We start from the raw sequence: 13,384 nt of genomic DNA, 5'->3' as shown, positions 1-13,384 counted from the left end.
GGTATGTTAGATGTTATCATGCATGACATTTTAGGAACACCAGCTATATTAGTCGGCCTATTCGCTTTTATTGGTTTACTTATTCAAAAAAAATCAAGTTCCACTGTTCTGTCAGGTACATTAAAAACGATAATGGGCTTTGTCATCCTCGGAGCTGGTGCCACTGTCTTAATTGGCTCTTTAGATCATTTTAGTAAAATGTTCGATCATGCCTTTCAAGTACAAGGAGTCATTCCCAACAATGAGGCCATCGTGGCAGCTGCTCAGACTAATTTTGGTACAGCTACTGCACTAATCATGGTATTTGGTATGATTATGAATCTACTATTTGCGCGATTTACGCCATTAAAATATATCTTTTTAACTGGACATCATACATTATTTATGGCTTGTTTAATCGCCGCTTCATTATCAGTTGGAGGGATGAGTGGTACACCTCTTATTCTTGTTGGGTCTATCATTCTTGGACTTTGTATGGTCGTGTTCCCTGCCATTTTACAGCCGACAGTTCGACAAATAACAGGGAGTAATGACTTTGCTGTTGGTCACTTTGGCAGTGTTGGCTATTATGTTTCTGCAAAGATTGGTAAGCTCTTTGGTAATAAAATGAAATCCACAGAAGATATACAGGTTCCGAAAGCATTAGGCTTTTTACGAGATACCTCAGTTGCTATTTCCTTAACAATGAGTGTGTTCTTTGTAATTGTTGCCCTTTTTGCTGGCCCTTCCTATATTGAGTCACAATTATCAGCTGGCTCAAATTTTATTATTTTCGCTATTATGCAAGCGATTACATTTGCAGCGGGTGTTTATATTATTTTAGCAGGTGTACGGATGTTAATTGCTGAAATTATTCCAGCCTTCAAAGGCATTGCAGATAAACTTGTACCAAACACAAAACCAGCACTTGATTGTCCAACCATCTTTCCTTTTGCACCAAATGCCGTTATTATTGGTTTCATTTTTAGTTTTATAGCAGGGCTGGTTTCCATGTTTATACTCCCCTTCATCGGACTAAAAGTCATCGTACCAGGTCTTGTTCCACATTTCTTCACAGGTGCTGCGGCGGGTGTCTTTGGAAATGCTACTGGCGGTAGAATTGGTGCGATGTCCGGAGCCTTTGCCAATGGTTTATTAATTAGCTTTATTCCAGCCATACTCCTTATCTTTATGGGAGACATTGGCTATGAGGGCACAACCTTCGGTGATTCAGACTTTGGGGTAATCGGCATTATTATTATTAATTTATTAAAATTATTCGGCGCTGTTTAGAACATATAGAGCCTGACGCTATTTGCGTTAGGCTTTTATAGTGCTGTACATACAAGAAGTGCTACGAAAACCTTTATAAATCAATTACTTTATTAGTAATCTAGCTTTATATTATTAACTTATTATGTATATAGAAATGATTCATTATTCTTAGACATCCTAAAAATTTTTTGCACGGATGTCTGACATCAGACTAAAAATATTAAGTTTTTGCCGATATATATTTTATACACAACAGGAGGTACACAAAATTTGAAGAAATTATTCACTAGTTTTCTTTTGATCACTCTGTTGATAGCAGGCTGTTCCTCAGCATCGACAGAAACATCAACTGAAGGATATAAGATAGGAATTTTACTATCAGATGCAGGACTAGGCGATGAATCATTTAATGATTCCGCTTTTAAAGGCTTAGAAAAAGCGCGCGATGAGCTAGGCATTTTGTTTGATTACAAAGAGGCTCCTGATGGTAAATACGAGGAAAAGCTGAATGAACTTGTAGCAGAAAAATATGATATCATCATTGGTCTTGGGTTCTCTGTACAAGAAGCACTAGAAAAGACTGCAAAACAAAATCCCTCTCAGCAATTTATACTGATTGACGGGCAATCTGATATTAACAACATCATTTCGATTACCTTTAAAGAACAAGAAGGTAGCTTTTTAGTTGGCATGATTGCTGCTATGACAAGTAAAACAGGAAAAGTTGGCTTTATTGGTGGAGCAGATGCTCCTGTTATCCATCACTTTGAAAATGGTTTTATCGAAGGGGCACGTTATGTACAGCCATCGATTGAAATTATGAGTGACTATGCTGGTACCTTTGACGATACCCAGGCTGGTGCAGCAATAGCAGAAAGATATATCAAAAATAACGTTGATTTTATTTACCATGCAGCAGGCTTTACTGGCTTTGGGGCGATAAAAAAGGCAGAGGAAATGGGGATCTATGCAGCAGGTGTTGATATCGATCAGTTTTTTGTTGCCGAAAAAACAGTTGTCACATCCATGCTTAAAAATGTTGATCTAGCCGTCTATCAACTCGCTAAGACATTAGCAGAAAATGGTAAAATTACAGAAAAATCCTTTGCATTAGGTTTAGCGGATCAGGGTGTGGGACTAGCAGATATTCGTGTAATTCAACTGACAGCTGAGCAACAGACTGCTATCGAAAAAGCCAAAGAAGCCATTATTTCAGGTACGATAAAAGTTACTGCGGAAAAGAGGAATGACCAGTGACACTACGTAAGAAATTATTTATGAACACATTGATTCCAATCGTATTGGCTATGGCTATGATTGGCTTTATTATCCTACAAACATTCACGATCCAAACAACAGCACAGGATGATACGAAACTTTTACTTGCAGTGAAAGAACTAGAGCAAAGTTTAGTTGTTGCCAGCCAATCTTTAAATAATTTTACCTACCTGGATAGTGAAGCCAATAAAAACGAAGCGCTCGCTATTTTACAAGAAACAAAAAGTAATTTAGAGGCATTAGCTTCCCTAACGAGAATACCTGAACATCAGACAATCGTCGAAAAAATAGCTAGTAAATTTGAAAATCTAGAAAAAGCGACTGAAAGCGGGTTTCAAGAAAACAATCGCTCTGAAATTAAAAAGCAGTCCATCAGAATTAAAGGAATTTTAAACGATATGTATTTGCTCAAAAAAGAAACGAACGAATGGTATCAAGAAATGATCCAAGTAACGAAGCAAAAAATAGGTTTCATTACAACCTCTACCATCATAGGTAGTGTGCTATTAATTATTGCTACGATACTTTATTCCTATGTAGCTGCGAAAAGAATTACCAAACCCATTAATCAGATTGTAGATTGTGCACAGGCTGCAGCAACAGGAAACTTAACAATGGATACTTCTACCCTTTCCTATCAAGCAAACAGTCGATATGAGATTGATCAATTAACAAAAAGCTTTGCAGACATGATGAATAATTTAAAAAATACTGTACAATCCATTGATAATATTGGAAAGGATGTTAATTTGTTTACACAAGAAGTGACGAGCCATATGAACAATATTCATGAAAGTAGTAATCAAGTCGCTACCTCAACCGACGAATTAGCAAAAGGCAGCTATACGATGTCAGAAGACATTCAATCAGTGGCACTCCAAATGAATAATATGGCAGATCAATTTAGGGATGTTATGCGTACGAGTGAGCAATCGGCTGACACTGGTAAACAAGCTCTGGAGGCTGTTCAAAATGGTCAATATTCATTAGAAAAACAATCTTCCATTGCAAAGGATATATCAACCACATCACTTGATATTAAGGAAGCTGTAACTCAATTTTCTCAATTCACTTCGGAAATTGAAGGCGCAGCCAATGCTGTCCATACGATTGCTAGCCAAACAAATTTATTAGCACTAAATGCTGCCATCGAGGCTGCAAGAGCTGGAGAAGCAGGCAAAGGGTTTGCCATTGTTGCCGAGGAGGTTAAAAAGCTCTCTTCTGAAACGGAGAATGCTACGAATTTAATCACTTCAATGGTCTCGCATATTCAAGATGGCATTACGCACATCCTTACTACGGCTGAACGAGGTTATCTGCTGTCAAATGAGCAATCTCAATCCATGGTAGAGACAGAACAATCATTCTCTGTTATTACCATGCACATAACAAATATCCATCGCGATTTACAAAACCTCACAAGAGAAATGGCACAAACAAATGAAATGAGACAGCAAGTAAATAGTACCATTGAAAATATTTCTGCTATTACAGAAGAAACGGCTGCTGGCACAGAAGAAATATCGGCATCAACGCAAGAACAGCTACTTTCCTTCCAAAAAATTAGTGCTAAGATAGACGATCTTGAAGCTATGACTAATACGTTGATGAATGAGCTCAAAAAATTCACCCTATAGCGATTCGATTCATTACCGCAAAAAATCCAGTGAAATGATTCACTGGATTTCTTCTTTCATTATAAAGTTAAACCACCATCTACTAACACAATAGAGCCTGTCATATAGCTTGCTTTGTCTGATGCTAGGAATACTACCATTTCTGCTAATTCCTCTGGTTTTGCATAGCGTCCCATTCTCATATTTGGAATCTCCTCTGGCACATAGCCACCTGTTTCAAACATCGCAGTTACACTGTTTGTTAATGCCGTTTCTACTCCCCCTGGACAGATACCATTGATCCGAATACCTTTTTTTACATACTCCAAAGAAGCTGATTTTGTAAAACCCACTACTGCATGCTTACTTGCAGAATAGACAGCCATACTGTGCTCACTGCGAACTCCTGCTGTAGAAGCTGTATTTATAATTGAACCGCTTCCTTGTCCCTCCATTACTTTTAAAACATATTTTAAGCCAAGGAATACACCCTTCACATTGATCGACATAATACGGTCATATTCTGCATCTTCAATCTCTGTTAGTGGAGAAATTTTCTGAATAACCCCAGCATTATTGAAAAATACATCAATACGTCCGTACGTATCAACAGCAGTATTGACATATTTCTGAACGTCTTCACTTTTTGAAACGTCTGCCTGAACGAAAATACCTTCCCCGCCTTGTTCTCTAATTAAGCTTACTGTTTCTTCCCCTGTTTCTTTGTTGAAATCCACTACCACCACTTTTGCACCATTGCTAGCAAGTTTCAAGCTGCTAGCTCTTCCAATTCCGCTTCCTGCGCCTGTTACAACTGCAATTTTATTCAAAAGATCCATCTTCTATTCCTCCCTAACATTTTAAAGTCACTGTCTATTTTATTGCTACTTCTCCTTTATTTATTGTATTATTCTACACAAAATAGTACTTTCTCAATGTCTATCCAATAAAAATGTAAATGCTTTCATTTTAATAGAATTATTACGAACTGGAGTGTAGGAACATGAAAATTAACACTATTGATCTTCAATACATCAGCCAATTAATCTACGAAACACATCATCTTCCAGTCACTTATATTAATTCATTAGGAAAAATAATCTTTGACTATTCATCAACAAATAATCCATCTTACATTTCTTTAAAGGAACAGTTGAAAACACATCCTTACCATAAAGATTCTAATGCCTATCCAATTTTTTTCTCTTATGCTGAGTTTAATTTTTTCTATATTAATGTGCAGCAAGAGGATCAATATTTAGGTGCAATTGTAGTTGGCCCTTCCCTTTCGCCAGAAGTGGAAGACATAAAGACAAGTGTTAATCAAGAGCTGATTCCTATTCTTCATTATCAACAAAGTTTAGCCATTAGTTTATTTGTGTATTACGCCATCTATCAAAAGACATTAAATAAATCTGCTGTCATTTATCACAACCAAGCATTAAGACCTCTCATTCGTCATGAGGAAAATACTACGCTTGAACTCTCCTATGCAAGAAGAAATGATATTGTTCATACAAATCTTTACTATGAAAAAATATTGTTAGACAATGTGAAAAATGGGCGTATAGAGAAACTAAATGAAGTTTTGAATTATTCCATTGTTGAGCAAGCAGAACTTGGAATACTATCAAAACGCAATAATTTAAGAAGTGTTCAATATTTGATGATTACAGGCATTGCACTTATTTGCCGTGCAGCAATTGAGGGTGGTTTAAATGAAGAAACAGCCTTTACATTAAATGATTTTTACATTCAAAAGCTAGAGGATCAAAACAGTTTAATCGAAATTCTTTCGTTAATGGAGGAAGCTATTTACGACTATACAAGCCGTGTATCACAGGCAAATACAAGGAAGTATTCTGGACCCATTACTACCTGTATCCATTTTATTGAAAATGAATTATATGGAGATCTAACACTCGACCAGCTTTCAGCAATTTGCCACCTAAGCCCCAATTATCTTTCCTCCTTATTTAAAAAGGAAGTAGGTACTTCCTTTAGTGAATATATTCAGCAGCAAAGGATTGATGAGGCGAAAAAACTCTTAACATTTACCAACTATCCAATCCTAGACATCGGTTCATTACTTAATTTCACAGATCAAAGCTATTTCATTAAAGTTTTCAAAAAATTTACGGGAATTACCCCTAAACAATATAGAACTAAGTATTCTCATAAATAATTCGATATAGAGGGAAAGTAAAAAGATGGTAGAAATCAATTTTTACTTTCTCTTTCCTTTTTTGAAGTACTAACAATATCATCTATGTCATATCTTGAATTAAAACGTAACCATTACACTTTAAGGAGGTCTATGTGGAACGTCTCCATTTTTCTAAATATGTATTGAATTTTTGGCTGCTCTTCATTTTATTCCTAGGCATTCTACCACTACTGTTATACAACGTCTCAGCTTTAAACGACCTTAGTTCCTCTCTACTCAATTTAAATACGATATTTTTAAGTATTTTAATTGAAGCATTACCATTTGTCTTAATTGGAATACTGATTGCTGGCTTTATACAGATTTTTATAACAGAGGAACATATCCAAAGGTGGATTCCTCGAAACCCTGTGATGGCAGTTATCATGAGTTGTCTTGTAGGTGCATTATTTCCAGCCTGTGAATGTGGGATTGTTCCGATTGTTAGAAGATTGATTGTCAAAGGCGTACCTATACATGCAGCTATAGGCTTTATGTTAACTGGTCCACTTATTAATCCCGTTGTTATTCTTTCTACTTATATGGCATTTGGAAATGATTTAAGAATAGCGAGCCTTCGAATGCTTGTTGGCTTTGTCATTGCTATTGTAGTAGCATTACTTATCAGCTTATTTTTTAAAGGCTCCCAATTTAAGAGCTCTTTACAGCCCTACTCATTAACAATCCCTAGTCTACAAACATCCTTCTTCACCAAATTATTAAATATGGTCAAACATGCCATCGATGAATTTTTTGATATGGGTAAATACTTAATTATCGGGGCATTTTTAGCTGCCTTTGTACAAACCTATATATCTACCAAAACACTCGTAGCCATTGGAGAAGGTGAACCCTCCTCCATTCTAGTTATGATGGGCTTAGCCTTCATTCTGTCACTTTGCTCTGAGGCAGATGCCTTTATTGGCGCATCCTTTAGTGCTATTTTCTCCACTCCATCCATTCTGGCCTTTCTTATTTTTGGCCCTATGATCGATTTGAAAAATACCATTATGTTGATGAGCGTATTTCGTTTAAAATTTGTTTTTTGGTTAATCGCCTTAGTGGCTACAGTTGTCTACATTAGTATATGGATTCTTTCAGCGTATCTCTAAGGGGGAAAACCATGAAATTTCACGTTCAACAAGCGCTAAGAGCCTTCATGTTACTCGCCTTTTCGGCTATGATTGCCAACCTGCATTGGACCGGAGAACTAACAAAATTTATCAACCCTAAATATGAAGGGCTGAGTAAAACAGCCGCCATTTTATTTTTTATACTATTTCTTGTTCAAGTGACAAGAATTATATCTTTTTCAAAGGTTCCCCATTCATGTGTTCAAACGGGACAAGCATGCTGCTCCCATCACGACCATGGTCACACAGCCTTTACCCGAAAAAAAATGATAGCCTACCTCATTATCATGACACCAATAATGACAGGCTTCTTCGTGCCAGCAAAAATTTTAGATGCATCCATCGCTGATAAAAAAGGTGGTGCATTTATTCTCACCCAGCAAAATCAATCATCTAAAATAGAGGATTACCTCACTTCAAATGAAACGATTGATGAAAACATCTATGATGAACATGAAGCTGATCCCCGACTGACAGAGGAAAAACAGGAAATGACAAAAAAACAATATGAGCAATTAAAGCAACAGCTATCCCAACAATCCATGCTAAAAATGACCGATGAGGACTACACGATTTATTATGAAGAAATTAATCAAAATTTGGCTAACTATTTGGGGAAGAAAATACAGTTGAAGGGCTTTGTTTTAAAAGAAGAAAATTTTACAGAAAAGCAACTAGTGATTTCAAGATTTCTTATTACGCATTGCGTCGCCGATGCCAGTATTGTCGGCTTTCTGACAGAGTTTTCGGACGCTCCTACACTCACAGAAGATACATGGATTGAAGTGGTCGGTACAATTAGTCAAACAACATATGAAGGTGCAAGCTTACCTGTTATCCATATTGATGATTGGGTAACAATCGAACAACCTGAATCACCTTATCTTTATCCTATTAATATTCGAATGAGTTTCTAGCAATAAAAGGGCAAAGCTTATGGCTTGCCCTTTTTCAGCTATTAATGGGGGATCGCACATCTAAGCCTAAATGGGAACGTAATGTGCTACCTTCATATTCAGCTCTGAATAAACCCCGCTCTACTAACATGGGAATAACGTCGCTAAAGAACAAATCCAAAGATTTCGCAGGTCCGCCTGGTATGGCAATAAAGCCATCTAATGCACCCTCTTCATAAAAAGTAACGATTTGATCGACAATATCCTGTGGTGTACCGATTGCTACAAGGTGGGCTGAGCCAATTACCTCTGGGCGTGCTAACAATACTGCGACAGTTGGTTCATTGTTTACAATATAACGACGTACCAAATCTGCATGTGTTTTACTACGTACTTGTTGATCTTTTGATGGCAGCATATCAACCGTTACCTGATCTTCAAGTGCCAAATGACGAACATCCATGCCAATCACAGATTCTAAAGCACTGTAACGCCGCTCAAGTGTTAAATGTGCATGTGCTTGTCGGTGCATTTCGAGTGCTTCTTCATATGTATCCCCTATAAAGAAATAGAGTCCGGGTAATAAGCGAATATCGTCGGCTGAACGACCTACTTCTATAGCCTGCTGACGCAAATCATTACGCATCTCAATACCCACCTCCATGGCTGGTGTAGCCGCAAAAATCGCATTGGAAACAGTAGCCGCAAATTGCCGCCCAACATCCGACGCTCCTGCTTGGAAGAGTGGAATCTCTCCTGCTGGATGCATTGGGAGATTTAAGGGACCTTTTATATGGAAAAATTCGCCTTCATGTTCAATTGGCTTAACAAGCTCTTTTATTTTCTCTAAATTCCCATCCATTTCTAATGTTTCATAGGGATAACTATGCCATAGCTGCTTGACCACCGCTGTACATTCTGCAGCTTTAGCATAACGCTCCTCGGAAGAAGGCATGGGCTCATTGCTGAAATTATGGGCGCCATCTATAGAGGTTACGATATTCCATCCAACTCGTCCTTCGCTAATCCAATTTAAGGACTGCAATTGACGCGCAATCAGATAAGGTGGCGTAAAGGATGTGGAAATCGTTGTTACTAAGCCAATCTGTTTCGTTTCTCTTGCCACCATCGCCATTAAAAAGTTAGGATCTAAGCCAACTGTTCCTTTCATTTTAGCCATTAATTCTGGATGAGCTGTTAAATAATCCGCCTTAAATACAAAATCTAATTTCGCTGCTTCAGCACGCTGCGCAAATGCAATATGTTCTTCTATCAAGGCACCCTGTTTGCCATGATTACCGTAAACAGCTAAATGCATTCCAATAATAAGGTGTCTTTTCATTGCTACTCTCCTTCTTTTTAATTGATAATGATTATCATTTTCATAATAATCATTCATGGCAGAGATTGCAATGAAATACTATTAAGTTTTTGAAGGTCCTCTACAAATGAAAAATAAGCAACCAAACTAATATTTACTATAAAGTTAAATAAAGGTATTATTGAGATAATTCAAAAATATTTAAGCGGAGGAATCATGAGAAAATTTACCTCTTTATTTATAGTTACTCTTTTTATATTTCCAATTGGTGGAGCATCTTTTATAGAAGATCCTATACTCCAACCATCTATTCCGCCGAACCTTGGTGCTTCTGCTGAGGAATCTTATTCTACCCCCACAGCTGAAAAAAGTGATGATTCTCTTCTTACAACGTCTTCTACCTTTCCAACTGGTCAGGGTTCGATGAGCTTTAATTTTAAAGGACCTAGTAATGGCACTGATACAATTCAAATTTATGTAAAAAATAACAGCTCACAATCTATTAGGTTTATATTAACTGCACCTAATGGAACGGTTTGGATAGACGGAGAGATCATTAAATCTGGACAATCATTTACTTCAACTTACGAGTTGGATGCAAGCCAAGCTGGTCAATGGTTCATGAAATTTGATAATAATGATGGTTCTTCAATTACAGTAGATATAAATACAAGTTACGAAATTTAATATGGAGCTTCACCCTTTAGCTTTTTTCTATTCAAATAGGTGATGCAAAAATTTGTTTTTCCGTTGGGTCCCAGAGAACAATTCCAACATCCTGCTTCTGATCGATTACCCGAATGGTGATGGGGATATAGTCAAATAAAATTGTATTCATTTTTGTACTAGTGAGCTGTAACAAGCCAATTAATTCAATATCATTAACCAGTGGTACATGTATTTCTAGATTAATATCTGTTAATTTGCCATCTTCATAACGAAGTTTTCCCATGATTTTAGGATTTAAATGTTTAAATCCACCTTGAATATCCTCTTTAAAAATTAATAATTTATTATACATATTTTGGTCCAAACTATATAAAGCATCTGATGGGAATATATAATGCTTTTTATCTATATCAAACCATTTTGTTATGGTATCTGCATCTTTAGAAATAAAGGTTTCAGCTAAAAATATGCCTGGAATAATATCGTTTATATTAGATTCTTGATATAAAGTTAAATAAATAGGGACTCTCGGATATTTTTCATTTTTTCTAATATCCTCAAGAATCCTTTTAGCTACTTCCTTCCCATAATTTTTAACATCGTTGATATCATCATCATTTTGGTCTACTTTCACTTGGCCTGTGTAAATTAAACCATTGGCATCGGAAACTCGTATATCATAAAATTCATTTAACGAGATCGCGATCGATAGTCCCTCTACTTTGTTATTTTCTTTATTAATAAAATTTTGTTCTAACACATGTGAGAGAATCAAAGGATACTTTTTTTCATCCTCTAGCACATTGTCACTTCTAGTTTCAATGGCTGGATTTAACCCAATACCTTCATCTGTTTTTCTACTTAACCATTGGCTGATCATTTTCTCTTCCAGATATTGACCTTCCTGCATATAAAACTTATCAGTTGAGAAATGATTCACCGATAAATTCATGAGTCCTCTTTCAATTTCATTAATATTTAAAGCATTATTCATATTATTGATGATTGAACCTCTAGCAATATTGACTTTTGCAGGCTGTTGAATCTCATAGACCTCCTTTTTCTGTATCGATGAAATATACTTTTTCTCATTAGCAGTAACACTTTCGTCCTCACTACTACAAGATGCTAAAATCAATATTGGTGCGAATAAAAATAACATAAAGCTTCTTTTTTTCATTGCTATTTCTCCTTGCATACTATGTATCATTTGATAAATTACCTCATTCAACGATACCAAATTTACCAAAATAAAACATTATATATTTACAAATCTCCCCATTTACCTATCAGATAATCAAAAAAAGACCTATGCTCGTTTTCTCGAACATAGGTCTTACTGCTTTCAACTGCTAATGAGTGGGTTTTTCACTACATTGGAGTGGCTCTCACACTTTTAAGAGCGGGTTTTCGCTTCTTTAGGAGCGGGTTCCCTCCTTCTTAGAGCGATTTATCCCTCAATACTATTTGGCATTTTTATCGGGCTGGTGAATACCAAATACATTGCCTTCCGTATCAATATAATAGCCTTGCCATGCCATTCCTGGTAATGCGTACTTTGGCATGGCTACTTTGCCCCCGTTTTCAAGAATTTTTGCTTCCGTTACATCATAACTTTCAACACCCATTGTACAAGCAAAGCCATTCAACGCTTGGTTTGTTTCTGGTGGAGGCCCTTGGCGTTGCATTAAAGCACCGTTAATGCCAAGTTCACCATCTTCACCTGTCACGGCACCGAAGTAAGGCATGCCTGCATATTCACTCCAGTCCTGAAATGACCATCCAAAAACTTCCCCATAAAAATCCTTAGCCCGATCCATATCACTTACATGAATTTCAAAATGAACTAATCTCCCCATAGTATCCTCCTTAAAGATGAATGTATTTGATCATATTTACTATATATCATTTTTCTGAAGATTAAAATTAATAAATTATTTCTGCCATACCAACAACACGTTGGTTTATAGAGACTTATATGGAATCTCCCATCTATTATTCAATTCTATTATTTTTACAACTACAAAAAAGTGTGACTAGAAAATAAATTATTCTCTAATCACACACTATTAGGGCTAGTTATAATTGACTATATACCGAAATGGCATCGGTAATATTATATTGCTCCGTTCTAGGGCTGCCGTCCGCTCCTACTGTCACTAGCACATATTCTTGTCCATTTATAAGAGCTAAGCTTGCTAAACATAAGCCTGCATCTTCTGTATAGCCAGTTTTTCCACCTAAAATTTCCCCTCCTGGCAATGCACTTGACGTCATATGCTGAAACATGCGACTGGTAAAAGTAATGCCTTCCGGATGAAGGTTTGTTGATTTTATAGAATATCTTTCTGCTGTATAAACATTTCGAAAATCATCGTTTGTTAAGGCGTATTGTAAAAGTAAAGACATATCCTTTACAGTTGTATAATGATCTGAATGGTGGAGTCCAGTTGTATTCACAAAGTGCGTATTTTTCATGCCTAGCTGCTGCGCCTTTTCGTTCATCAGTTTCACAAATCCACGTTCTGACCCCGCAACATATTCAGCTAAACCTAGTGATGCCTCTGCACCTGATGGCAACATAGAGCCATACAACAAATCTTCTACTGTCAGCTTTTCATTTGGGAGAAAGCCCGCCACTGACGCATTTTCCTCTAATAAATCCCGAAAGATATGTTTAGGTAAAATGATTTCTTCTTGTAAATTGGAGATCTGCTCAATCGCGACTAAAACCGTCATCATTTTTGTCAAAGAAGCAGGATAAATCTTTTCCTCACTTTTTTTATCTAAAACAATTTGATTTTCATCCAAATTCACTAATATTGCATTCGAACTGTACATATCAAGATCGAGCATATGCTGACTGGCTGTTTGTACTACTTTTGGTGCATGATCTATTTCCTGACGTAAAGTCATTGGCGATTCTTTCAATAGTAAATAAACGAAAATCATTATGGATAAGAACAATAAACTCAATATACCTTTTCTCTTGAACATAAAAACAACTCCTT

At 36.5% G+C, this 13,384-nt stretch carries 12 protein-coding genes; 7 read left to right on the top strand and 5 right to left on the bottom strand.

The annotated features are described in order from the left end of the window. Nucleotides 1-3 precede the first annotated feature (3 nt). The 3 genes from VK91_RS00110 (at nt 4) to VK91_RS00100 (ending at nt 4,169) form a co-directional block, all read left to right on the top strand. The gene (locus VK91_RS00110) at nt 4-1,272 is read left to right on the top strand and encodes a PTS ascorbate transporter subunit IIC (RefSeq protein ID WP_048389687.1); all 1,269 of its coding nucleotides are present in this window, start codon (nt 4-6) and stop codon (nt 1,270-1,272) included. Between the two features lie 252 nt (nt 1,273-1,524). Then, nucleotides 1,525-2,511 (top strand): BMP family protein, encoded by a 987-nt coding sequence (locus VK91_RS00105; protein WP_048389685.1) that lies wholly within the window; start codon nt 1,525-1,527, stop codon nt 2,509-2,511. After that, entirely contained in the window at nt 2,508-4,169 is a 1,662-nt protein-coding gene (locus VK91_RS00100; RefSeq protein ID WP_048389683.1) for a methyl-accepting chemotaxis protein, read from the top strand. The genes VK91_RS00105 and VK91_RS00100 overlap by 4 nt, the downstream gene beginning before the upstream one ends. Nucleotides 4,170-4,228: 59 nt before the next feature. Here VK91_RS00100 and VK91_RS00095 read toward each other — a convergent pair whose 3' ends face one another. Next, entirely contained in the window at nt 4,229-4,987 is a 759-nt protein-coding gene (locus VK91_RS00095) for an SDR family NAD(P)-dependent oxidoreductase (RefSeq protein WP_048389682.1), read from the bottom strand. Between the two features lie 164 nt (nt 4,988-5,151). Here VK91_RS00095 and VK91_RS00090 point away from each other — a divergent pair, with 164 nt between their 5' ends. From VK91_RS00090 to VK91_RS00080, 3 genes are all read left to right on the top strand, one after another. Continuing rightward, complete coding sequence (locus tag VK91_RS00090) at nt 5,152-6,333, top strand: AraC family transcriptional regulator (RefSeq protein WP_048389681.1); 1,182 nt, start codon at nt 5,152-5,154, stop codon at nt 6,331-6,333. 134 nt (nt 6,334-6,467) lie between these two features. Beyond that, a complete protein-coding gene (locus VK91_RS00085) occupies nt 6,468-7,466 on the top strand; it encodes a permease (protein ID WP_048389680.1) in 999 nt (332 codons plus the stop codon). Between the two features lie 11 nt (nt 7,467-7,477). Further along, a complete protein-coding gene (locus VK91_RS00080) occupies nt 7,478-8,404 on the top strand; it encodes a TIGR03943 family protein (protein ID WP_048389679.1) in 927 nt (308 codons plus the stop codon). Between the two features lie 34 nt (nt 8,405-8,438). Here VK91_RS00080 and VK91_RS00075 read toward each other — a convergent pair whose 3' ends face one another. Continuing rightward, a complete protein-coding gene (locus VK91_RS00075) occupies nt 8,439-9,701 on the bottom strand; it encodes an NtaA/DmoA family FMN-dependent monooxygenase (protein WP_231595550.1) in 1,263 nt (420 codons plus the stop codon). A 219-nt stretch (nt 9,702-9,920) separates the two neighbouring features. On the opposite strand from VK91_RS00075, the gene VK91_RS00070 reads away from it, so the two are divergent. Next, nucleotides 9,921-10,391 (top strand): hypothetical protein, encoded by a 471-nt coding sequence (locus tag VK91_RS00070; protein WP_048389677.1) that lies wholly within the window; start codon nt 9,921-9,923, stop codon nt 10,389-10,391. Between the two features lie 31 nt (nt 10,392-10,422). On the opposite strand, the gene VK91_RS00065 is transcribed toward VK91_RS00070, so the two are convergent. The 3 genes from VK91_RS00065 to VK91_RS00055 form a co-directional block, all read right to left on the bottom strand. Beyond that, complete coding sequence (locus tag VK91_RS00065; protein ID WP_082148096.1) at nt 10,423-11,553, bottom strand: CamS family sex pheromone protein; 1,131 nt, start codon at nt 11,551-11,553, stop codon at nt 10,423-10,425. 283 nt (nt 11,554-11,836) lie between these two features. Further along, nucleotides 11,837-12,232 carry a VOC family protein gene (locus VK91_RS00060; RefSeq protein WP_048389675.1) on the bottom strand — a complete coding sequence of 132 codons (396 nt, stop codon included), beginning with the start codon at nt 12,230-12,232 and terminating at the stop codon, nt 11,837-11,839. Between the two features lie 220 nt (nt 12,233-12,452). Next, nucleotides 12,453-13,370, bottom strand: a complete 918-nt coding sequence (locus VK91_RS00055) for a D-alanyl-D-alanine carboxypeptidase family protein (RefSeq protein ID WP_048389674.1) — start codon at nt 13,368-13,370, stop codon at nt 12,453-12,455. Nucleotides 13,371-13,384 lie beyond the last annotated feature (14 nt).

Source organism: Lysinibacillus sp. LK3, from assembly GCF_001043675.1.
In the GTDB taxonomy this organism is placed as follows: Bacteria; Bacillota; Bacilli; order Bacillales_A; family Planococcaceae; genus Lysinibacillus; species Lysinibacillus capsici.
The sequence above is the reverse complement of the archived record's forward strand: the minus strand, read 5'-3'. Positions and strand labels throughout refer to the sequence as shown.

Coding starts and splice junctions, on each gene's coding strand:
- VK91_RS00110 (WP_048389687.1), top strand. CDS start 4: ATGTTAGATGTTATCATGCATGACATTTTAGGAACACCAGCTATATTA.
- VK91_RS00075 (WP_231595550.1), bottom strand. CDS start 9,701: ATGCATTTAGCTGTTTACGGTAATCATGGCAAACAGGGTGCCTTGATA.
- VK91_RS00060 (WP_048389675.1), bottom strand. CDS start 12,232: ATGGGGAGATTAGTTCATTTTGAAATTCATGTAAGTGATATGGATCGG.
- VK91_RS00055 (WP_048389674.1), bottom strand. CDS start 13,370: ATGTTCAAGAGAAAAGGTATATTGAGTTTATTGTTCTTATCCATAATG.
- VK91_RS00090 (WP_048389681.1), top strand. CDS start 5,152: ATGAAAATTAACACTATTGATCTTCAATACATCAGCCAATTAATCTAC.
- VK91_RS00065 (WP_082148096.1), bottom strand. CDS start 11,553: ATGAAAAAAAGAAGCTTTATGTTATTTTTATTCGCACCAATATTGATT.
- VK91_RS00070 (WP_048389677.1), top strand. CDS start 9,921: ATGAGAAAATTTACCTCTTTATTTATAGTTACTCTTTTTATATTTCCA.
- VK91_RS00080 (WP_048389679.1), top strand. CDS start 7,478: ATGAAATTTCACGTTCAACAAGCGCTAAGAGCCTTCATGTTACTCGCC.
- VK91_RS00095 (WP_048389682.1), bottom strand. CDS start 4,987: ATGGATCTTTTGAATAAAATTGCAGTTGTAACAGGCGCAGGAAGCGGA.